The following is a 22341-nucleotide window of genomic DNA, read 5'->3' on the forward strand; positions in this document are numbered from 1 at the left end:
AGGGTGTCCATTGTTCACTTTCTTAAAGATACCTTTCTTGGAGGTAAAGTACAAGCAGTCAGATTCTTAACTTTCGAATCAAATAGGGGGAAGTTAAACATGCTGCTACATAAAAAGGGGCCTCCCCCGTTCAAAGTATAGGAATCCAGGACTTTGAGAAAGGGAGGCAGGCCCTCTTATACTGACATTAAGATTGTTTTACATCATGAAACCAAAGTTCCTTCACTTGCTCGGAAAGGAACGGCGTATGTTTCACGATCGATTCTGCCAAAAATGAGCCAGTTAATGGTTTCTGAATGGAATCCATTGGCAGCATGGCAGCTATATATAATATAATAAACATGATAAGATAGACTTCGAGAAAACCCAATATCCCTCCACCCCAGCGATTCAGCTGCTTTAATATCGGTAGGTGGGTAATGAAGTTGAGCATGGATCCTATCATTTGCCAAAGGATCTTGGCAGCAAAGAAAATGATTGCAAAGGCAATTGCATTGTAATACGCCGTATCAAGCCCGACTGTATCGAAAAACATATTAAGGGTCGAGGAATCACCCATCGTTGGGAACGGAATCCACAATTTCAAATTGGGAGCAAGATCTCCGTAAAATACATAAGCGACGATGAAGGCTACAATGAACCCTGTCATATGAACCATTTGTAAAATGAAGCCACGCTTTAAACCGATTAATAAACCGATTAAAAGAATGGCCAGAATTGCTAAATCAAGCATGTACTCAGTCCTTCTCTCTCTTTAATTCCAGTTGAAGCTGGTCTAGTTCATCTTTTAATTTAATATATTCGTGGATGGTATTCACGGCCGTTAGTACCGCTAGCTTGCTTGTATCCAAGTATGGATTTTTCATCCTGATCTCTCTCATTTTTTCGTCAACCATCGAAGCGACCAGGCGCATATGACTTGCACTTTCTGTGCCGACGATTGTATATGGTTGTCCGTATATATCAACTGTTGTTTTATTTCGTTTATCGTCTGACAAAATGATGCCCCCAATCTAAACAATCCTAATTCTATCATATCATGAAGTTTTTCGTCACGAAAGAGAGTACATCGTCATTTCTTGCATAAAAATTTCAATAATTTGTCAAACGAAAGCGAATTTAGGAAGACGATCACCTAATAAACAAAATGAAGTTAGGAGCTAACCCATTATGTCCCATGTTGTTTTACTTATCAGTCCTGAACAAATAAAGGCGATGAAGTCCCATTATTCTTCATCCTTGGCAGCCAAGCTTCCGCCGGGGAGCATCTTTTCCGCCAAACCGCCGCTATGTACGGTGACGGCCTATAAATCCGGGAAGGTCCTTTTTCAGGGTAAGAATGCCGAACTAGAAGCGGGAAAATGGCAAAAAGGCACCACTGCTGCGGCTCCAAAGAAAAAAACGGCATCATCTGCATCAGTCAACGTCCATCGATATTCGCCGCCTGCCAATATCGGAACCATGTCAGTGATCGGTTCCGATGAAGTCGGAACAGGAGACTATTTCGGCCCGATCACTGTCGTAGCCGTTTATGCAAAAAAGGAGCAACTAGCCCTATTAAAGGAGCTTGGTGTCCAGGATTCCAAAAATCTGAAAGATCCACAGATCATCGAAATTGCCAAACAGATTAAGGATGTAGTGCCCTTCAGCCTGCTCACATGCGACAACCCGAAATATAATGCGCTACAGGCAAAGGGAATGTCACAAGGAAAAATGAAGGCACTCCTCCATAACCAAGCAATCAAGAATCTCATACAAAAAATCCAGCCTGAACAAGCGGAAGCGGTCCTTATTGATCAATTCGCTCAACCAGAGGTATTTTTCAATTACCTAAAAGGCCAAGAACTATTCCAAGCTAATGCCACCTATCTATGCACAAAAGCGGAAGGCATTCATCTTGGAGTAGCAGCCGCATCCATCATTGCCCGATATGCATTCGTCAAACGCTTTGACTTGCTGAGTGAAAAAGCCGGATTCAAAATCCCTAAAGGTGCCGGATTTGCAGTCGATGAAGCGGCCGCAAGATTGATTCATGAAAAAGGAATCGATTCATTACACGAATTCACGAAAACCCACTTCGCCAACACTGAAAAAGCGAAGCGACTATATCAACAGAAATATCATAAATAGAAGAAAGCGGCTGACCTTCCGGAACAGCCGCCTTTTTCTCGTGTGTTTGCTCCATTTACTCGTGAATTTACGCCGTTTACTCGTAGGTTTGAACCATTTACTCGTGAGTTCGCTCCATTTACTCGTAAATTTACGATTTACTCGTGAGTTTACGCCGGTTACTCGTAGGTTTGAACCATTTACTCGTGAGTTCGCTCCATTTACTCGTGAATTTGCACCTTTTACTCGTAAATTTACGATTTACTCGTGAGTTTACGCCGTTTTCTCGTGTGTTTGCACCATTTACTCGTGAATTTACGCCGTTTACTCGTGAGTTTACGCCGGTACTCGTAAATTTACGATTTACTCGTGAGTTTGCACCTTTTACTCGTGAATTTACGCCGTTTACTCGTGAGGTTGCACCTTTTACTCGTAAATTTACGATTTACTCGTGAGTTTACGCCGTTTACTCGTGAGTTTACGCCATTTACTCGTGAGTTTACGCTATTTACTCGTAAATTTATGATTTACTCGTGAGGTTGCACCTTTTACTCGTGAGTTCGCTCCATTTACTCGAATTCACGCTATTTACTCGTGAATTTATGATTTACTCGTGAGTTTGCACTTTTTACTCGTAAATTTACGATTTACTCGTGAGTTTACTCTATTTACTCGTAAATTTATGATTTACTCGTGAATTTACGCCGTTACTCGTGAGGTTGCACCTTTTACTCGTAAATTTACGCCGTTTACTCGTGAGTTCGCTCCATTTACTCGTGAGTTCGCTCCATTTACTCGTGAATTCACGCTATTTACTCGTAAAATCCAAAAGGACAGCTTCCCATGTTTCAGGGAGCTGTCTTTTTGTTTTAACCTCTTAGTTCTGCGCCAGCTTTTTCTTTAACGGCTTCAAGAACTTTATCATGTGCTTTTGTAATGTCCTCGTCCGTTAGAGTACGTTCCGGGTCGAAGTATTTCAGTGAGTAGGCAATGGATTTCTTGCCTTCGTCCATTCTTTCACCTTCGTATAAGTCGAAGATGCTTACTTCTTTCAGCAGTTTGCCACCGGCTTCTTCAATAATATCCTGAATGTCCCCGGCTTTCGTAGCTTGATCCACAACGAGCGCGATATCGCGTGTGGTTGATGGATAGCGCGGAATGGTTTGGTACGCAATCGGCGCGACTTCGGCTTCTGCCAATGCTTTTAAGGAAAGTTCGAAAATGTATGTTTCTTTAATATCCAAGTCTTTTTGGACAGTTGGGTGCACTTGGCCGATAAAGCCAATCACTTCACCATTCAATAGTACTTCCGCTGTCCGTCCTGGATGCATGTCGTTGATTTCAGCTTGGCGATAATTGATTTGATCAGCTAATCCAAGTGTGTCGAATAATGCTTCGATCACGCCTTTGGCTACAAAGAAATCCACTGGTTTCTTTTCGCCTTGCCATAGATGTGACTCCCATAGGCCGGTGATTGCCCCAGCAATATGTTCTTTTTCTTCAGGCAGTTCTTGTTCGTCACGCTTAAAGAATACCGAACCGATTTCATACAGTGCCAGTGAATCAATTTGGCGGGCATTGTTATATTTCACCACTTCCAGCAATTGAGGCACGATGCTTAAACGCAGCTGGCTTCTTTCTTCACTCATTGGCATTGCTAATCGGATGGATTCTCTTGCTTCCAATGCGAATTGGGACGCTTTTTCCTGGCTTGTCAGAGAATAGGTCACCGCTTGATAAAGGCCTGCGCCTTCAAGTGTACGACGTGCCTTCCGCCGTTTAATTTGATAGTCAGTCAATTGGCCTGGGGTAGCAGCACCAATCGGCAGTGTAGCGGGAATGTTATCATATCCAAATAAACGTGCAGCCTCTTCGACTAAATCAGCTTCAATCGTAATATCACCACGGCGCGTCGGGACTGTGATTGTGAATGTTTCATTGTCAAGTTCAACGCCAAATTGCAGACGTTTGAAGATCGATTCCACAACCGATACGGTCATGCTTGTTCCAAGAAGTGTGTTGATTTTTTCAAGAGTGATGCTAATGACCGCAGGTTCCATTGTCAATTCATCAACTTCTGCTGCTCCTTGTAAGACTGTTCCACCTGCATATTGTGCAATCAATTGTGCAGCACGTTCTCCAGCTTCACGTACACGGGCCGGGTCGACACCTTTTTCAAAGCGGGCACTAGCTTCACTGCGTAATCCATGGTCCTTTGAAGCTTTACGAACTACTGTACCTGCAAAGTATGCACTTTCAATAATGATGTTCGTCGTATCATTTTTCACTTCGGAATCCGCTCCGCCCATCACACCAGCTATCGCTACTGGCTCGCTGCCATTTGTGATCACTAAATGGTCAGGTGTCAAAGTGCGTTCCGCTTCATCCAATGTTACGATTTTTTCAGCATCCTTCGATCTGCGGATGACGATTTCCTTTGAACCAAAGCGGTCATAATCAAAGGCATGGAGCGGTTGGCCGTATTCAAGTAAAATGTAGTTCGTGATATCCACCACATTATTATGAGGTCGGATACCTGCAGACATCAACCTAGTCTGCATCCAAAGCGGTGAGGGTCCGACCTTGACATCCTTGATGATTTTAGCAATGTATATCGGGTTATCTTCTTTCGCTTCAACTTTGACACTGATATAATCAGTTGCTTTTTCAGCTGCCTCTTCTTTCTCGACAACCGGCCATTTCACTTCACGGCCTAGAATGGCTGCCACTTCATATGCAACACCAAGCATGCTCAATGCGTCGGAACGGTTTGGAGTCAGCCCAAGTTCCAGCACTTCATCACTTAGACCAAGTTCCTCCAATGCATCTTTCCCTACTTCCACATCATTAGGGAAGACGAAGATACCTGTAGCATAATCCTTGGAAACGAGCTTGGATTCGAAGCCCAATTCCTGAAGCGAGCAAATCATCCCGTGCGATTCCTCTCCACGAAGTTTCGCTTTCTTGATTTTGAAATTACCTGGAAGGACTGCGCCAACAGTAGCGACTGCGACTTTTTGGCCTTTATCGACATTCGGTGCTCCACAGATGATCTGAACGGGATTTTCGGCCCCGATATCAACTTGGCATTTATTCAATTTATCCGCATTTGGATGCTGTTCACGTTCCATGACATGCCCGATGACGACCCCTTTTAGCCCTTCACTTTTCTTTTCAACCCCTTCAACCTCAATGCCGCTTTTCGTGATTTTGTCAGCTAACTCCGTCGCATTGATGCCTGAAAGGTCAACATAATCTTGTAACCATTTATATGACACAAACATGGTAGGTCCTCCTTTTTAAAATAAAAATTTATGCTTCGTGATGGTTGAATTGTTTTAAGAATCGAACATCATTCGTATAGAAATGACGAATATCATCCACACCGTACTTCAACATGGCAATCCGTTCCACGCCGATTCCAAATGCGAATCCAGAGTATTTCTTGGAATCGAAGCCAGCCATTTCAAGGACGTTCGGATGAACGATCCCGCCGCCAAGCACTTCGATCCAGCCTGTTTGTTTACATACGCTGCAGCCTTTACCACCACAGATTTTACAAGAAATATCCACTTCGACGGAAGGCTCCGTAAATGGGAAGAAACTTGGACGAAGGCGGATTTCTCGGTCTTGCCCAAATACTTTTTTCGCAAATACGTCCAGCGTTCCTTTCAGGTCGCTCATGCTGATGTTCTCATCAATGACCAAGCCTTCAATTTGCTGGAATTGATGGGAGTGTGTAGCATCATCGTTATCACGGCGATATACTTTTCCTGGGCAAATGATTTTAACTGGACCTTGCCCTTTATGTTTTTCCATCGTTCTGGCTTGAACAGGTGAAGTGTGCGTACGCATCAGGATTTCATCCGTTATGTAGAAGGAATCCTGCATATCACGTGCCGGATGGCTTTTTGGCAAGTTAAGTGCCTCGAAGTTGTAGTAGTCGCTTTCGACTTCAGGACCTTCCGCAACGGTATAACCCATACCGATGAATAAGTCTTCGATTTCTTCCACGACACGTGTTAATGGGTGTAGATTCCCCTTGTTAACCGGACGTCCAGGAAGTGTGACGTCAATCGTTTCAGTTGCTAGCTTTGCATTGACTGCAGCAGTTTCAAGTGCTTTTTGTTTCTCCTCGATCTTTGTTGCGATCGCTTCCCTTACATCATTGGCCAGTGCCCCGATTTTCGGGCGTTCTTCGGCAGATAATTTACCCATGCCGCGCAATACCTCAGTGATTGGCCCTTTTTTCCCTAAATAAGCAACTCGGACTTCATTCAGTTCTTTTAATTCGGAAGCGGCGGCAACTTTTTGCAACGCTTCTTCCTGCAGTTCTAGTAAACGTTCCTGCATCATGTCTTCCTCCTTTATTTTCCTTTTGTAAAAATGAACACAAAAAAACCCCAATCCCTAAAGGGACGAGGTTTATGTATCGCGGTACCACCCTTATTAGTGCACGAACAAAAAAACTTCTGCACTCACTTCATTAAAAATAACGGCTCTTCACCGGAACATTTTTCGGACATCATGTCTTCCCAATGCCAACTCGAAAGGTGAATTCCCTTAAGCAGTGCCATAAAAATGCTTTCAGTCAAGGCATTTTTTCCCTGGATATGGTTAACTTAAGCTACTACTCTTTGTCATCGTTGTTTTCATTATAAAATTCTGTTTTATTATATTATAATTCTTCGGCCGTTTCAAATCGATTTTCGTAAATAGTACATTAATATCCCGGCAGCGATCCCCACATTCAATGATTCGCTTTTTCCGTAGATGGGAATATAAAGGTTTTTAGTCGTTTTCTCCAGTAATTCCTTCGATACTCCTTGGCCTTCATTACCGACCAGCAGGGCAAATCGGGAAGACTTTTCCACTTCTTCAAATGGCGATGCGCCTTCTAATGCGGTGCCATATACCGGTATGCCGCTTTCCTTCAGCCCATCGATGATTTCGAAAAGGTTCCCTTTAATGACAGGCATATGAAAGAGGCTCCCTTGCGTCGAACGGACCACTTTGGGATTATACAAGTCAGCACACCCTTCGCCAAGTATGACCGCATCGATTCCAGCTGCATCCGCTGTCCTGATCATCGTTCCAATATTCCCTGGATCTTGTACGGCATCGATCAACAATAGTTTATCCGGATTGATGGACGCCATGCTCGTTGATTTCTGTTCACAAACAGCAGCAATTCCCTGCGGAGCTTCGGTATCACAAATCGCCTTCATAATATCATGTTTCACATAAATGAGTTCTGTGCCTTCCACCTTAAAATGTGCTGGCATTTCAGTTTCTTCATTGATGATCACTTCCAAGACGATTTCTTCCTTTAAGGCTTCTTCAACTAGGTGAAAACCCTCGACTAAATATTTACCTGTTTTATCTCGTTCTTTTTTCGTCAAAAGTTTTTTCCATTGCTTAACTTGCGGGTTTTTTACGGATTCGATATATTTCAAGGGTAAACGCTCCTTTAACTTCACACTGATTTTCCTATTATAACGCAATTCACATACATATTGCATGCGAGTTTGTGAAATGCTATTAATGTCAGTCATTATGTGTTAGAGGAGGAATAATTATGAATTTAAACTTACGTAATGCGATCATCCAAAATGTTTCTGGAAATTCGCAAGAACAGCTGGAAGACACGATTGTTGATGCCATACAAAATGGCGAGGAAAAAATGCTACCTGGATTGGGAGTATTATTCGAGGTCATCTGGCAAAATTCATCTGAGCAGGAAAAACAGGAAATGATCACTGTCCTTGAATCAGGATTAAAAAAATAACAGCCTTCAGAGGCTGTTATTTTTTTGATTTCGCTTCGCACGCCTTCAGTTCTTCGATGGAGACTTCTTCATCAAGCAGCAAGATGAATTTTTTTGCGCTCACTTCTTCAAGCATTGCTTTTGTCTCATCATATGAGTAGCCGTATTTCGTGAAAAAGCTGCGTAAATCTCCAGACCCTTCATCTGTGAAGTAGTGGAAGATTCTTAAAAAAAGAGTGTCCTCCTTATCCTGATTGGCGATGATCAGGATATCCGTATGTTCATTTCCAAGCTGCACATTATTTTTTATATTAGCTGCTACTGTCATTTGGGTGCCAGATACGCCTTTAGCTTTTAAGTCTTGAATTGCAGCAAGTAGTTCCGGATTAGAGTCAAAAACACCATATATGTTTTTTTCCATGTTTCTCCCCCTCCTTGTTACTCTACTTAAAATAATTCCTTTGTCATTATACCTTGCAGCTTTAACAATAAACAAGCAAATAGTCTATGGAGAATTCCTGACTAATGAACAAGGGAACCCTTTGCCTAAAGGTTTTTTTTAAAAAAACAGCCTGGTTCAGTTTGCAGATAAAAAGGGTTCGGAAAATATATCCTTCATCAAACGAGCCAACTGTACCAAAGCAATATCTTCAACTTATCATGTATGATTTCTATCCAAGGGAGACCGGCAGGCGGAAAGCGAGTGCCTGAAAATCAACGTTCAAATTTTACAACTCATAAAGAAACTGTAGACAAACTCGATTTTCATCTAGTTTGTCTACAGTCTGAACAGCCTTGTGCAGGCAGTTATTTTTGCGTATTACAGATTGTCGGTATTGATTCGATTTTTGATGTATTCATCCTGCAAGACTTCCTCTTGCTGCCCGCTGGCATTCGGGCTCACGGTCCGTTCCAGTGATCCTTTAGCATCAAGGGCTTTATCAGTATCAGCAGAAAACGGGTCTGCATGAGGGTCGCTTGCTAGTGTTCCTTCATCATTCCCTGGTTTTTTCTTCTTGAATTTTTCTGTGGAGTTCCCCCAGATTTCCCTTTCTTGAGCTCGCTTTGTATCTAGCTCTTCATTTTCAAAGATGTTCGCAGAATTCCCATGAAGTTCTTCGCTTCTTCCTGGCTGTGCTTCCACTTCCCCTGTTTGATAGGCATTTGCTGTTGTTTCAGGAAAAAGGTTCGGGTCCGGATTGTTCACCACCCCTGTTTTAAGCGGATTCTCTGCAGGTTCGTCCGTATCCTCCATGCGATTGGAAGTTATGCTCTCCCGTGCTGTTACGGTTTCCGATTCATCTAACAGAATCAGGAACTTTCCATCCTCCACTTCATTTATATAAGCGGTGGCTTCACTATCGGCAAGCCCTAACTCACCTAGTCGGTTCCTTATATCTTCAGAACCCTCATTCAGGAAAAAGTGTTTCATCTTATCAATGAAGGAATCCTCGTTAGAGTTAGTAACGACGTCGACATCCGGATCACGCTTTTGGTTGACGAAATCCAAATCTTCTTTCTTATCAGCCATTACCGTTATTTCTCCTTCGTGGACCCCCTTTTCCTTGAGGGATTGAATAGCCTGGATTATTTCTCTTTCCGTATTAAAAACACCATATAATGTTTTTCCCATGCATCTTCCTCCTCCTATTATTCCGATATTTCTTCTTATGTGTATTTATACCCTGATGGGTGCCAATTAAACAAAAAGGTTTGCCTTCCCTGGGCTCGTACTTTTAATCAGTCTTTAAAACCCAAAAGAAGCCTGCAGTTTTAAAAACTGCAGGCCATTTCCTTCACTCCTAGAAGCGATCGTTTCTACGTTCAGTTGCGTTTTTCTCATTTACGATCGATTCATTCGTACTATCAAGCTGGATATCTTCCTTTTTAAGAGTATCCTGAACTTGTTCGGTTTCTTGTACAGCATGTTTCTTGATGACAATTTCATCTGTGACGACCGGTTTTTTCGAAACTTCCAATTTTTCTTCAACTACGGGGATCCGTAATGTTTCCCCATCTTCAATGCTTCCGGTTTCCAGGTTCGCTTCACGTCCTGAAACTGATCTATGCTCGACTGTCACTTCTTCGTGTTCAACAGGGACATTAATCGTTTTATGCTGTTCATTGACTTCTTTGTTAATGACGACTTCTCCTGTCTGAACTCTTTCTTTGTCAATGTTCAGCTGTTCTTCCCGAAGTGTAAGCGTCCTTTCATCCTCTGGCAATTCACGGCCTTGTCCGTTGACACCATAAACATCTTCTTTATTTAATGCATCGGTTTTTTCAGTGCCATTATATAGTTGGTTGGTAGAATTTGTATCAAGCCGTGTAGCGGCAGTATCCATATTTCCGGTCGTGAATTTATCTCTTGCCGTTCCAAGATGGCCTTCACCTTCTTCTACCAGAACCAGGGCCTTTCCATTTTCTACATCAAAGACATGTTCCGCCGCTTCACTATTCGAAAGGCCTGCATTCGCCAATCTTGTTGAAAGGTCTGCCGTATCATCCGGCATGAAGAAACGTGCCACCTTGTCCATAAATGATTCGTCGTTAGAAACATTCGTCATTGTATGAACATCCGTTTCGCGTTGTGTGTTCGTGAAATCCAATGTTTCTTCCTTGTCTGCGACGACCGTGATATCGTCCCCTTCAAAGCCCTTTGCCTTAAGTGCATTAATTGCCTGGATCACTTCTGCATTTGATTCATATACTCCATATACTGTTTTATTCATTTTACATTCCTCCTTAGGTTTTGTTGTTTCGTTTAGTGGATGCTATATATAAACTCTACCCGCTATGAACCTAAGTAAACGAGGAATGAATATTTCATTTATGTTATATCATTTACAAATTGTTCTCAGCACAGAACGATTTTTCAATTGAAATCCAGACTTTTCAAGGGTTTCCCCATTTATAAAAATGTAATGTTTAACCAAATAATGTTATTTCATTTTTTCTTTTCTTCTATTATAATGCCACAGCCTTTATTAGCAGGTCCGCTATATGCACCGCTTTCGTACATTCCCCCAAGTTTTCCCTCTCGATTCCCAATTGCATTTGCAATAGACAGCCAGGGTTTGCCGTGACAACAATATCGGCCTGAGTCGATTTCGTGTGTTCCATTTTGGAGTCGAGGATATTCATGGACATCTCTGATTCAACAATATTATAAATCCCTGCGGAGCCACAGCACCGATCCGCATCTTTCATTTCCCTGAAATCGATTCCTTCTATCGATTGAAGGAGAATTCGCGGAGCCAAGGAGGTGTTCATCACATTCCGTAAATGGCAGGAATCCTGAAAAGTTACCGATTGTGCCGGCAGTTTCAAGCGAACCTTTTCCTGGAAACGCAAATCAACAAGTATCTCACTGATATCTTTCAACTTATTTTTAAATGCGATTGCACGGTCATGCCATTCCGGTTCGCCTTGGAGCAAATGGTCATAATCTATGAGAAAAGCTCCACAGCCGCCGGCATTCGTAATGATATAATCAACTTCCTCCGCTTCAAAAGCTTCTATATTACGCTTGGCCAGTTGTTTTGCACCTGCTTTTTCACCACTGTGCCCATGCAGCGCCCCGCAACATGCCTGGGATTTCGGAATCACGATTTCACACCCTGCCAGCTGAAGTAGCTTTAGTGTGGCCTTGTTCGTTTCCAAAAACATCGTATCCATCAAGCAGCCGGAAAAGAAAGCCACCTTTTTGAGCGGGGTTCCGATTGCAGGCAGCCCGGTTGGCCTATTTTTCATTTCTGATTTTTTCGGGACTTTCGGCAGCACCTTTTCCATGGTTGCCAAATTATTCGGTAGCATGTTGAGGACTCCCGTTTTTCGGGCCATGTATTGCAGGCCTGATCTCTGATAGAAGCCAAGCAAGCTCGTCATGGCCTGCATTCGCTCCTGGTGCGGGAATAATCCACTAAAAACGGCCTTGCGGATCGTTTTTACAGGGTAACTATGCTTTTTATTCTGATGGATGATATCCCTTGCTTCTTCAAGAAGATGTCCATATTTCACACCTGAAGGACACACAGGTTCACAAGCCCTGCAGCCGAGGCAAAGACTCAATGAACGTTCTACATCCTCATCGGGCTCAATCACACCATCCGCCACCGCTTTCATAAGTGCAATCCGGCCCCTTGGTGAATGGGATTCCTTCAGCCCCGATTCCATGTATGTCGGGCAGTGGGGTAAGCAAAAGCCGCAGCGCATACAATTCAACAATTCATCTTCATTCATTTTTTCAGCGAATTGCATGGCAATGGTTTCCCTTTCCTGAACTGTCGTCATGAAGAAACCACCACCCTTTTCCTGGTTTCCTTGGCAAATACTTTGCCGGGATTCATGATGTTATTGGGATCGAAAGCCTGTTTAATCGCTCTCATGGCATCAATCCCTTCTTTCTTCAGCTTCCATTCAAGATAAGGGGCCTTCATCGCCCCTACACCATGTTCACCGGTAATCGTACCGCCAAGGTCGATAGCCGCGGCAAAAATATCGGCAAAAGCGAGCTCCACTCTCTCCATTTCCTCATGATCACGAGCGTCGGTAATGCACGTTGGATGCAGGTTCCCATCCCCAGCATGACCGAAAGTGCAAATGTCCACGTTATGCTTGACAGCGATCTCATTAATCGCTTTAACCATTTTGGCAATTTCCGACCGCGGAACGGTGGCATCTTCCAAAATGGTCGTCGGCTTGAGGCGTGCCAGTGCAGAGAGGGCTGTCCGTCTTGCGGTTTTCAAGGCGACAGCGTCAGATTCCGTTTCGGCAATTTCCACGGAAACCGCCTTTTCCTCTAGACAGATATCGGCCATCCTTTTCATATCACGTTCCACCACTTCAGGCGGACCATCCTGTTCAATCAGCAGCACGGCTTCCACATCGGTGGGCAAACCGATTTTCGCGAAGTCCTCAACCACGATCAACGTCGGCCGATCCAGAAATTCCAATGTAACAGGAATGATTTTATTTGAAATGATCTTGGCCACTGACTGGGCTGCGGCATCCAGATCTTGATATAAGGCAAGCATCGTCTTTGTCGTTTCCGGCATTGGGATCAGCTTTAAGATCGCTTCCGTAACGATGCCCAAGGTCCCTTCTGAGCCGACAAAAAGTTTCGTTAAATCATATCCGGCTACATCTTTAGCAAGCTTGCCCCCTGTTCGAATGATGTCCCCATTCGGAAGGACCACTTCTAGCCCGATGACATAATCACGGGTGACTCCGTACTTTAATCCTCGCAGTCCACCAGAGTTCTCATTAATGTTTCCGCCAATAGTGGAGATTTTCATCGAACTGGGATCCGGCGGATAAAACAACCCCTTCTCTTCAACTGCTGAAATCAAGTCCAATGTGATAAGCCCAGGCTGTACGGTCGCCGTTAAGTTCTCCTCATCTATTTCAAGTAATGAATTCATTCGATTGAATAATAGGACAAGCCCCCCCTCTGTCGGGCAAGTGCCTCCGCTTAAATTCGTCCCAGACCCGCGTGGAACGATTGGAACATTGTATTCGTTGCACACTTTGACGATGGCTGCGACTTCAGCTGTGCAGCCCGGTTTAATGACAGCATCCGGCATCGCTTGAAACCCCGGCGTTGCATCATATGAATAGACTAGACGTTCCACTTTCGAGTCATCGTAATTCTCCTGACCGACGATGGTAAGAAGTAGCTGCTTAACCTGCTTTGTTAACATGTACATCCTCCTCATATATAAACACAGGAAATTCGAGATCTTTTATATGATGTAAGTATAAGAAAGAAAACACTCAATCATCTATGTATGAACCTATAAATTTTTGAGCTTTCCATAGAATTAATTTGTATGTTTATCCAATACACTTAATGCTAGATACATAGTGACTAAATCGGCTAGCTTCCTGGGATTCAGGCGGGTCAAATCTTCTATGCGCTTAAGCCTGTAATGGAGGGTATTGATATGGATATGCAGCACTGCGGCGGTCTCCTTTAAAGATAGATCACATGCAAAATACATGGAAAGGGTTTTAAGCAGCTCCTCATTAGGAAGCAACTCCTGAATCGTCCGGGATAAATATTCCTGTCTTGTTTCAGCGGTAACTTCATCAAGCAGGACCTCAAGCTTCAAGTCCTCGTCAAATATAATCCCCGATGAAGGAAGCGCGATTTTCAAAGAACGTTCCGCTTTAAAAAACGCTGACCTGAATGCGGATCCCGATGCACGAGAACTAACTCCTGCACACACTTTATAACCCGAACTCTCTTCCAGCTTATTTTGGAGTTTACTTAATTTCTTTAATTGCTGGACTTTTGACCCGATGAAATCCGCTATAGAAAGAATGACGAATTGGTTTCTTCCCCAACGGACTGCGATGTCATTGGGATGCTGCTGTCTTATGTATATCTGAAGCGTTCTCCACACATGAGGTTCAATAATTCCCTCAGTCTTAAATTCACCAAGGGTGATGATCCGTTCTGCATGAACATCGACCCCAAGCAACTTGGCCTTCTGAAGGAAAAGCTCATTGAACGTCTGCAGCTGATGCCATTCAAATACAAAGAATTCCATCAGACGTGATTGGGATTCTGCTTGTTCGATATGATAGCTTTCCTGAATGAACATCTCCGTCATCTTTTTTAAAAGTTCCGCATAGGGGGAAACATGTTTGGGGTCGCCTGTAATTCCAATGACACAAACTGCTTCCTGGTTGAAGAAAACAGGTAGATTTATACCTGCCTTCACTCCTTTCCAACTTCGTTCATCCTGTTTATTGATGATCAATTTCTCACGATTGTTGAAAGCATGGATAGCTCCTTCATGATAAGATCCAATACGGCTGTTATCGGTACTGGCGATAATCGTGCCAGCATGATCAATAATGATGATTTCCTCATCAATCAGTTTCCGAACCTCATGAACCAATTTTCCTGCCACAGCTGTCAATTGCATGATATGTCCTCCTTTTTTGAATGGACTTGAAAATATTTCGAGGCTCCCCTATGAAAAGGGAGCCTCATTCTACTTATGGAATCATCCAGGAAAGGACGCCATTTTGCAAGAAGGTAATCACACAAACAAGCAGCAATAAAAACAAACTATGTTTGAGTGTGAATCTCAATAATTCCGATTCCCTGCCCGCCAATCCAACGGCAGCACATGCAATCGCTATCGATTGGGGGGAAATCATCTTTCCGGTGACCCCTCCAGAAGAGTTCGCCGCTAGTGCCAAGACCGGCTCCATCCCCACTTTAAGTGCGGTCACTTTCTGCAGACTGCCAAATAAGAGGTTGGCTGATGTATCCGAGCCTGTAATGAACACACCCAGCCAGCCGAGGACCGGTGCGAAGAACGGAAATAAATCACCCGATTTTGCAAGGGTCATCCCTAATGTTGTCGACATGCCTGAAGCATTCGTCACATAGGCAAAAGCCACCACGGCAGAAATCATCAAGATTGGTTTTGCCAACTCTTTCATCGCTTCAACAAAGGTGCTATAAAAGTCTTTTGCAGACATGTGTGCGATGAACTTCGTTACGATGGCAGCCAGTAAAATCGCAGTCCCGGCCGCTCCGAGCAGTTCTATTTTATAGAAAGCCGCAATCGGCAATCCATCGCTTCCGATTATCGCATTATGCAGACCTGGGACTTCGATTTGGAAGGTTAATAGTTTCCCGATTTCATTGATTCCGCCAAGCAACGCATTGTTGCCTTCATAATGTCCGGAGAGCGCCGGCTTTATTGGGTTCATCCCCCATATTGTTATGAAAAGCGTTAACAGAAGGAATGGTGACCAAGCATGGAATATCTTCCATTTCGTGTATTTTGTTTCCGCTTCTGCCGTATATAAAGGTTCGACAGCTGCTGCCGTTTCCTCGGATGCAAAGCGAAAAATCGTTTTAGGTTTCCAGAATTTAAGGAAAATCGCCAATGCAAATAGTGACACTAACGCGGAAAGGATGTCCGGTAATTCTGGCCCAAGAAAATTTGAACTTAAGTACTGTGTGATGGCAAAGGAAAATCCGGAAACCAATATTGCCGGCAAGACTTCAAGCGACCTCTTCCACCCAGTCATTATTAAAATGAGATATAGCGGAATGAAAGCCGAAAGGAATGGCAATTGGCGGCCGACCATTTTTGAAATCTCCATGGCGGCTATGCCAGTTGGGCCTTCCATGGCGATGATCGGTATTCCAACCGCCCCGAATGCTACAGGAGCGGTATTCGCGATCAAACAAATCCCGGCTGCATATAGCGGGTTAAATCCAAGACCGACCAAAAGCGCGGCTGAAATGGCAACAGGTGCCCCAAATCCCGCGGCACCTTCTAAAAAGGCCCCGAAAGAAAATGCCACCAATAACGCCTGGAGGCGGCGGTCTTCCGTAAGCGAAAGCACCGAAGAACGAATGATATTGAATTGTCCGCTTTTAACAGTCATTTTGTACAAAAATACGGAAGTGATGATTATCCAACCGATCGGGAGCAGCCCATATACGGCTCCTTGTGAAGCAGACATCACTGCTTTTCCTGCAGGCATTCCATATATCAATACTGCCACTGCAAGAGCTACAAGCAACGTGGTTATACCTGCAATGTAACCTTTCATACGTTTGATGGTAAGTGCCCAGAAAAAGTAAAGAATTGGAATGAGTGCGGCAAGAGATGATAAAACTAAATTATCGGTGATCGGCGTAAAGTTTTGTGTCCATGTCATTCATTTCGACTCCATTTTCTATAAATTTTTTAAAAAATTCAGAAATCACCCGCTAATTGAAACCCCTTACATATCCGAAAATTCTAAGTCATCAGATGACTTGATGAGTACTCATTAAAATTAAATGATTAAAAATATAAAATCAAGATTTTTTTTATTTTTTGTTGATTTTTTAACCTTCTGGAAGTGTCAAAGATCATTTGTGTTATATAATATTAACCAGAGAAACTCATAGAAAATAGAGGTGCTACTACTTGGTATATAAAAAAATAAAGCCGAAAAAAATTTATGAAGAAGTCAGCGATGAACTTTATGAAATGATTCGGTCAGGCAGCCTGAAACCAGGTGAACAATTGGATTCCATTCAGCAGCTTGCGGAAAATTTCCAAGTCGGGCGCCCGGCCATCCGCGAAGCATTAAGTGCATTGAGTTCAATGGGTCTTATTGAAATAAAACAAGGTGAAGGAACATTCGTCAAAACCTTCGACCCCACCATCATGAACCATCCCTTGTCTGCCGCCCTTTTGATGGATCAAGACAATATCAAGCATTTACTGGAAGTCCGGAAAATACTTGAGTCCGGTACGGCAGAAGTGGCAGCGAAGATGAGAACGGAAGAAAACCTTATCGAACTCAAGGAAAGTCTTTTTAATATGGAAAAGGTATCCGACGATGAAGAACTCAGTGATAAAGCAGATATCGCCTTCCATATTGCAGTGGCAAATGCATCTCAAAATGAACTGCTGATTACATTGATGAACCACGTTTCAGAATTAATGACGGAAAAGATGGGGGATATCCGCCGGATAGCGCTTTATTCCGAAGAGATGACACTTAAGCAGCTTTACCAGCAGCATGTCCGGATTCATGATGCAATCGTGGCACAGGATGAAGACGGAGCTCGCAGTGCCATGCTGTTTCACCTTCAAAGCGTCGAGGAATCACTGGACCGGGTCATCCAAAAAAATCAGCAAAAGTATAGTTGATCTTCCTTTAAATTTCAAAAATACCCTATACAAAAAAGGATTAAATTGATATATTATTTTGAAAACGATTACTACATTTAAAAAATCTTGGAAATTGGTATATTCTCTTAACCATTTCCTTTTTCCATTTTCTAGTCATCAGATGACCTGTTAACCTATTTGAAAAAGGAGGAGTTCAAATTGAAAGTTACTCTCTTTGCAACATGTTTAGTGGATTTGTTTCAATCCAATGTCGGCAAAGCGACAGTGGAGCTACTCGAGAGATTAGGCTGTGAGATCGATTTCCCGGAGTCCCAGATATGCTGCGGACAGCCCGCATATAATAGCGGGTATACGAAGGAATCGAAGGAAGCTATGAAAAAGATGATTAAAACGTTCGCGGATGCTGAATACATCGTAACCCCTTCCGGTTCCTGCGCAGCGATGTTCAAAGAATATCCGGTCCTTTTCAAAGGCGATGCCGAATGGGAAAAGAGGGCGGAATCATTAGCGGCTAAAACATATGAATTGACCCAATTCATCGTGGATGTCTTAAAAGTGACCGATGTCGGGGCGACCCTTAAGGGAAAGGCCACTTATCATACTTCATGCCATATGACACGGCTGCTTAAGGTGAAGGAAGCACCTGCCATTTTGTTAAGCCATGTCAGGGGGCTGGAAATGACACCACTTCCGGATGCCCAAAACTGCTGCGGGTTCGGGGGGACCTTTTCGGTTAAGATGGGGGACATTTCCGGGCAAATGGTCGAGGAGAAGGTCTGCAATATTGAAGCTACCGGCGCCGATTTTTTAATAGGCGGGGATGCAGGATGTTTGATGAATATCGGCGGACGGATCCAAAGGAAGGGGCAACCGGTCAAAGTGCTTCATATCGCGGAAGTCCTGAATAGTATTTAAAGAAAGCGAGGAGGGAAAAACTAATGGCTATGAAAACCAGCTCTGCCAAGTTTAAAGACCGGGTGGATGAAGGAATACATAATGATTTTATGCGATTGGCCGTATCGAGTGCCCAAGAACGATTACACGGAAGGCGACTGACTGCCGTTGATGAATTGGGAAGCTGGGAGGATTGGCGGTCCCTTGGGGAAGAAATCCGGCAGCATGTGCTTAGTAACCTTGATTTCTATTTGCACCAGCTTGCAGAAAACGTTTCGAAAAGGGGCGGTCATGTCTTCTTCGCTGAAACCGCTGAAGAAGCAAGCGGCTACATTAAGGATGTCATTGTAAAAAAGAACGCCAAAAAGGTCGTGAAATCCAAATCGATGGTCACGGAAGAGATCAATTTGAATGCAACTCTTGAAGCAGTTGGCCTCGATGTCGTTGAAACGGACCTTGGTGAATACATTCTACAAGTGGATGATCATGATCCCCCTTCCCATATCGTCGCACCTGCTCTCCATAAAAATAAGGAGCAGATTAGGGATGTCTTTAAAGAAAAGCTTGCATATACGCAAACCGAAAAGCCGGAAGAGCTTACCGCCCATGTGCGGGGCATTCTGCGGAAAGATTTCTTAAGCGCCGATGTGGGCATTACTGGCTGTAATTTTGCTATTGCCGAATCGGGCTCGATCGGTTTGGTGACGAATGAAGGAAATGCCGATTTGGTCACTGCCCTCCCAAAAACGCAAATCACCGTGATGGGAATGGAACGGCTTGTACCTACATTCGATGAATTCGAAATCCTTGTCAGCTTATTGACAAGAAGCGCTGTCGGCCAAAGGTTGACCAGTTACATCACCGCACTTACCGGGCCGCGTGATGAAGGAGATGTAGACGGCCCCGAGGAATTTCACCTTGTGATCGTAGATAATGGACGCTCCTCCATTTTAGGAACTGAGTTTCAATCCGTTCTTCAATGCATTCGATGTGCCGCCTGTATAAATGTCTGCCCGGTTTATCGCCAGGTTGGCGGTCATTCATATGGTTCAATATATCCAGGACCAATCGGTGCTGTGCTTTCCCCCTTACTCGGGGGGTATGATGATTTCAAGGAGCTGCCATATGCCTCCACTCTTTGTGCAGCCTGTACGGATGCCTGTCCGGTTAAGATTCCTCTCCATGACTTACTGAGGAAGCATCGTGAGGTCATCGTTGAAAAGGAAAAAATGGCTCCATTCTCAGAAAGGATGGCCATGAAAGCCTTCGGAATCGGTGCGGCCTCGCCTATGCTTTATAAGTTCGGCTCCAAAATGGCCCCATCCGCGATGTCTCCTTTTAAAACGGGGGATATCATCTCGAAAGGACCGGGACCACTCAAAACTTGGACGGAAAGCCGCGAGTTCCCTGCTCCAGGGAAAGAGAGCTTTCGGGACTGGTTCAAAAATCGGGAAAAAGGAGGGAAACCATCATGAATGGAACCATCCATAATGAAGGGACATTTTTAAACAATATAGCCAAAAACCTGGGAAGGGCTCCTATTACGGAAGGCATCTCCGTTCCGGAATGGAAGCACGCCCCCCAAAAAGAAGTTTTGAAACATGCGACACCAAATGATCTTGTCGCGGAATTGGAGGAGCAATGTAAACGGGTGCATACTCAGGTTCACGTTACCGACTCCAAGCAAGTGATGCATTGTTTAAAACAGGTGATCGAGGAACTTGGAAACGGGCCCTTGATCATCCCTAAGGACGATCGATTTTTCGACTATGGATTGGAGGGTATCTTAAAGGAAAAAAATGTCCATATATGGGATCACCAAGCCGGGAAAGAAAATATCGAAAAAGCAGAAAGTGCTAACATCGGAATCACATTCAGTGAGATGACACTAGCAGAATCAGCGACCGTCGTCTTGTTCAGCGACAAGGACCATGGCCGTTCCATCAGCTTCCTTCCTTCCTGCCATGTTTCCATCATTCCAAAAAGCACCATCGTTCCGCGAATGACACAGGCTGCAGCGGCCATCCGTTCCAAAGTTACCCGGGGCGAAGTCGTTCCTTCCTGCATCAACTTCATAACAGGGCCGAGCAATTCGGCTGATATCGAAATGGACCTTGTCGTCGGCGTTCATGGTCCCATCAAAGCGGTCTATATAATCGTCGAAGATAAGTAGAAATAAGGAAAAGAAAATGGAGAGGACCTGATTAGGCCTCTCCATTTTTAACTTTCATATTACTCGTAAATGATCCGATCAACCGCTTCACGATCGAGACGTTTGATCACCTCGACAATGAGCTTAACTGCATTCTCATAATCATCCCGGTGGAGCATTGCTGCGTGTGAATGAATGTAGCGTGTCGCAATCGTGATTGCCAGTGCGGGAACTCCATTTGCCGTTAAATGGATGGAGCCGGCATCCGTCCCGCCGCCTGGAATCGACTCATATTGATAAGGAATATTCATTTCATCAGCCGTGTCGGTGACGAAATCGCGTAATCCCTTATGTGCCACCATCGATGAATCATAGATGACGATTTGCGGTCCTTCCCCCATCTTACTCATCGCTTCTTTTTCGGAAACCCCCGGTGTATCACCAGCAATGCCAACATCGACGGCAAAACCGATATCCGGCTGAATTTTGAATGTGGATGTTTTGGAGCCACGCAGGCCGACCTCTTCTTGCACAGCACCAATTCCATAAACTACATTAGGATGGTCGCTGTCTTTCAGCTGTTTAAGCACATCAATGGCGATTGCACAGCCAATTCGATTGTCCCAGGCTTTGGCGAGCAGCATCTTTTCATTATTCATGACCGTGAATTCAAAATATGGCACAACCATATCCCCTGGCTTGACACCCCATTCCTTAACTTCTTCTTTACTGGATGCACCGATATCAATAAACATATCCTTAATATCAATCGGCTTCTTCCGCGCCTCCGCTGACAGGATATGCGGCGGCTTGGAACCGATAATGCCAGTTATATCACCTTTACTTGTAACGATCGTCACGCGCTGAGCCAGCATTACCTGTGACCACCAACCCCCTACCGGCTGAAAACGCAAAAATCCTTTATCATCAATTTGGGTGATCATGAAACCGACTTCGTCCATATGCCCGGTAACGATGATTTTCGGTCCGTTTTCATCACCCGTTTTCTTGGCAATCAAACTTCCCAGGCCATCTGTCGATATTTCATCCGCAAATGGTGTTATGTATTCGGTCATCACTTTTCTTACTTCACTTTCATTTCCTGCGATGCCTTTAGCATCCGTTAAGTCAGCAAGCATCCTTAACGTTTCATCCAATTGAGCCATTCTTATACCTCCCTATAACTTACATTACAAGAATAATTATACAGATAATTGATTACATAAACAATCAGTAGCCTTGCTTTTGCCTTTCGTAATTCACTTCATTTTTGCTTATATATGCTTTTTCCACATCCACTGCTGAAAATCCAAGCAACTCCCCTAAATGTAAATACGCAGCAAAAACCTTTTGGAAAGTTGACTCTGTCAACTGTGTGCGAAATTCACTTATATAGCCGTAAATAGCAGTAAATTGGACCGTCAAATCCTCCTGATCCATCTTGAAGGCGGATGGAACTTCCGGTACAAATCCCCGTTCGATCCCAAGTGACAAAATGAAATGAATGCCATCCACGTATTCAGCCAAAATCGTTTCTTTATCAGAGGGGCCTTTAAGACTCCAGAATTTAAAACATCTTGTTTCATTGGCAAGCTCTCCAAGCTCCACTAAAAGAGCAAGTATCTTCCGTTCCACTAAATCTTCAGCACCCAAATCATGCTTTGATTGTATATGCTCGTCCAAAGCTGCCTGCATTTCCATTAATTTACCTATGTTCATTTTCATCACTTCTTTCTATCGTCTTCCCCTAAATT

21 protein-coding genes and 1 other annotated feature are annotated in these 22341 nt (G+C 43.9%); of the genes, 7 read left to right on the forward strand and 14 right to left on the reverse strand.

Annotation, left to right across the window (positions count from 1 at the left end; all coding sequences use genetic code 11):
• Window positions 1-187: 187 nt before the first annotated feature.
• On the reverse strand, window positions 188-733 hold the full coding sequence (locus J7J00_RS11835; protein ID WP_214790863.1) for a CvpA family protein: 546 nt from the start codon (window positions 731-733) through the stop codon (window positions 188-190).
• 4 nt (window positions 734-737) lie between these two features.
• Window positions 738-998: a cell division protein ZapA gene (gene zapA / locus J7J00_RS11840; RefSeq protein ID WP_048678967.1), complete on the reverse strand. Its 261-nt coding sequence runs from the start codon at window positions 996-998 to the stop codon at window positions 738-740.
• 172 nt (window positions 999-1170) lie between these two features.
• Here zapA and rnhC point away from each other — a divergent pair, with 172 nt between their 5' ends.
• Both rnhC and J7J00_RS11850 read left to right on the forward strand, forming a co-directional pair.
• Window positions 1171-2130 (forward strand): ribonuclease HIII, encoded by a 960-nt coding sequence (rnhC, locus tag J7J00_RS11845; RefSeq protein ID WP_214790865.1) that lies wholly within the window; start codon window positions 1171-1173, stop codon window positions 2128-2130.
• A gap of 143 nt (window positions 2131-2273) precedes the next feature.
• Entirely contained in the window at window positions 2274-2564 is a 291-nt protein-coding gene (locus J7J00_RS11850) for a hypothetical protein (RefSeq protein ID WP_214790867.1), read from the forward strand.
• Window positions 2565-2978: 414 nt separating this feature from the next.
• Here J7J00_RS11850 and pheT read toward each other — a convergent pair whose 3' ends face one another.
• The 3 genes from pheT to J7J00_RS11865 form a co-directional block, all read right to left on the reverse strand.
• A complete protein-coding gene (pheT, locus tag J7J00_RS11855) occupies window positions 2979-5393 on the reverse strand; it encodes a phenylalanine--tRNA ligase subunit beta (RefSeq protein ID WP_214790869.1) in 2415 nt (804 codons plus the stop codon).
• A 28-nt stretch (window positions 5394-5421) separates the two neighbouring features.
• On the reverse strand, window positions 5422-6462 hold the full coding sequence (gene pheS / locus J7J00_RS11860) for a phenylalanine--tRNA ligase subunit alpha (RefSeq protein ID WP_098370018.1): 1041 nt from the start codon (window positions 6460-6462) through the stop codon (window positions 5422-5424).
• Window positions 6463-6520: 58 nt separating this feature from the next.
• Window positions 6521-6762: a binding site (T-box leader), on the reverse strand.
• A 44-nt stretch (window positions 6763-6806) separates the two neighbouring features.
• A complete protein-coding gene (locus tag J7J00_RS11865; protein ID WP_214790871.1) occupies window positions 6807-7565 on the reverse strand; it encodes a TrmH family RNA methyltransferase in 759 nt (252 codons plus the stop codon).
• Window positions 7566-7687: 122 nt separating this feature from the next.
• Between J7J00_RS11865 and sspI the strand changes: the two genes are divergently transcribed.
• Window positions 7688-7897 carry a small acid-soluble spore protein SspI gene (sspI, locus tag J7J00_RS11870; RefSeq protein WP_214790873.1) on the forward strand — a complete coding sequence of 70 codons (210 nt, stop codon included), beginning with the start codon at window positions 7688-7690 and terminating at the stop codon, window positions 7895-7897.
• A gap of 16 nt (window positions 7898-7913) precedes the next feature.
• On the opposite strand, the gene J7J00_RS11875 is transcribed toward sspI, so the two are convergent.
• The 7 genes from J7J00_RS11875 to J7J00_RS11905 form a co-directional block, all read right to left on the reverse strand.
• A complete protein-coding gene (locus J7J00_RS11875) occupies window positions 7914-8297 on the reverse strand; it encodes a general stress protein (protein WP_214790875.1) in 384 nt (127 codons plus the stop codon).
• Between the two features lie 399 nt (window positions 8298-8696).
• On the reverse strand, window positions 8697-9509 hold the full coding sequence (locus tag J7J00_RS11880) for a YflT domain-containing protein (RefSeq protein ID WP_214790877.1): 813 nt from the start codon (window positions 9507-9509) through the stop codon (window positions 8697-8699).
• Between the two features lie 169 nt (window positions 9510-9678).
• On the reverse strand, window positions 9679-10608 hold the full coding sequence (locus J7J00_RS11885; protein WP_214790879.1) for a YsnF/AvaK domain-containing protein: 930 nt from the start codon (window positions 10606-10608) through the stop codon (window positions 9679-9681).
• Window positions 10609-10843: 235 nt separating this feature from the next.
• Window positions 10844-12169 carry a (Fe-S)-binding protein gene (locus J7J00_RS11890; protein WP_214790881.1) on the reverse strand — a complete coding sequence of 442 codons (1326 nt, stop codon included), beginning with the start codon at window positions 12167-12169 and terminating at the stop codon, window positions 10844-10846.
• Window positions 12166-13578: a glycolate oxidase subunit GlcD gene (glcD, locus tag J7J00_RS11895; protein ID WP_214790882.1), complete on the reverse strand. Its 1413-nt coding sequence runs from the start codon at window positions 13576-13578 to the stop codon at window positions 12166-12168. Before glcD ends, J7J00_RS11890 begins: the two co-directional genes overlap by 4 nt.
• Before the next feature lie 120 nt (window positions 13579-13698).
• The gene (locus tag J7J00_RS11900; protein WP_214790884.1) at window positions 13699-14811 is read right to left on the reverse strand and encodes a PucR family transcriptional regulator; all 1113 of its coding nucleotides are present in this window, start codon (window positions 14809-14811) and stop codon (window positions 13699-13701) included.
• A gap of 73 nt (window positions 14812-14884) precedes the next feature.
• Window positions 14885-16573, reverse strand: coding sequence for an L-lactate permease (locus tag J7J00_RS11905; protein WP_214790887.1), 1689 nt, complete (start codon window positions 16571-16573; stop codon window positions 14885-14887).
• 254 nt (window positions 16574-16827) lie between these two features.
• Between J7J00_RS11905 and J7J00_RS11910 the strand changes: the two genes are divergently transcribed.
• The 4 genes from J7J00_RS11910 to J7J00_RS11925 all read left to right on the forward strand — a co-directional run bounded on the left by J7J00_RS11910 (window position 16828) and on the right by J7J00_RS11925 (window position 20608).
• On the forward strand, window positions 16828-17559 hold the full coding sequence (locus J7J00_RS11910) for a FadR/GntR family transcriptional regulator (protein WP_214790889.1): 732 nt from the start codon (window positions 16828-16830) through the stop codon (window positions 17557-17559).
• A 180-nt stretch (window positions 17560-17739) separates the two neighbouring features.
• The gene (locus J7J00_RS11915; protein WP_214790891.1) at window positions 17740-18456 is read left to right on the forward strand and encodes a (Fe-S)-binding protein; all 717 of its coding nucleotides are present in this window, start codon (window positions 17740-17742) and stop codon (window positions 18454-18456) included.
• Window positions 18457-18479: 23 nt separating this feature from the next.
• Window positions 18480-19910 (forward strand): LutB/LldF family L-lactate oxidation iron-sulfur protein, encoded by a 1431-nt coding sequence (locus J7J00_RS11920; protein WP_214790892.1) that lies wholly within the window; start codon window positions 18480-18482, stop codon window positions 19908-19910.
• Window positions 19904-20608: a LutC/YkgG family protein gene (locus tag J7J00_RS11925; RefSeq protein ID WP_214791046.1), complete on the forward strand. Its 705-nt coding sequence runs from the start codon at window positions 19904-19906 to the stop codon at window positions 20606-20608. Before J7J00_RS11920 ends, J7J00_RS11925 begins: the two co-directional genes overlap by 7 nt.
• A 59-nt stretch (window positions 20609-20667) precedes the next feature.
• On the opposite strand, the gene J7J00_RS11930 is transcribed toward J7J00_RS11925, so the two are convergent.
• Window positions 20668-21753, reverse strand: coding sequence for a M42 family metallopeptidase (locus J7J00_RS11930; protein ID WP_214790894.1), 1086 nt, complete (start codon window positions 21751-21753; stop codon window positions 20668-20670).
• A gap of 64 nt (window positions 21754-21817) precedes the next feature.
• Entirely contained in the window at window positions 21818-22306 is a 489-nt protein-coding gene (locus J7J00_RS11935; protein ID WP_214790896.1) for a dUTP diphosphatase, read from the reverse strand.
• Window positions 22307-22341 lie beyond the last annotated feature (35 nt).

The organism is Bacillus sp. ISL-4 (assembly GCF_018613275.1).
Lineage (GTDB): Bacteria > Bacillota > Bacilli > Bacillales > DSM-1321 > Peribacillus > Peribacillus simplex_E.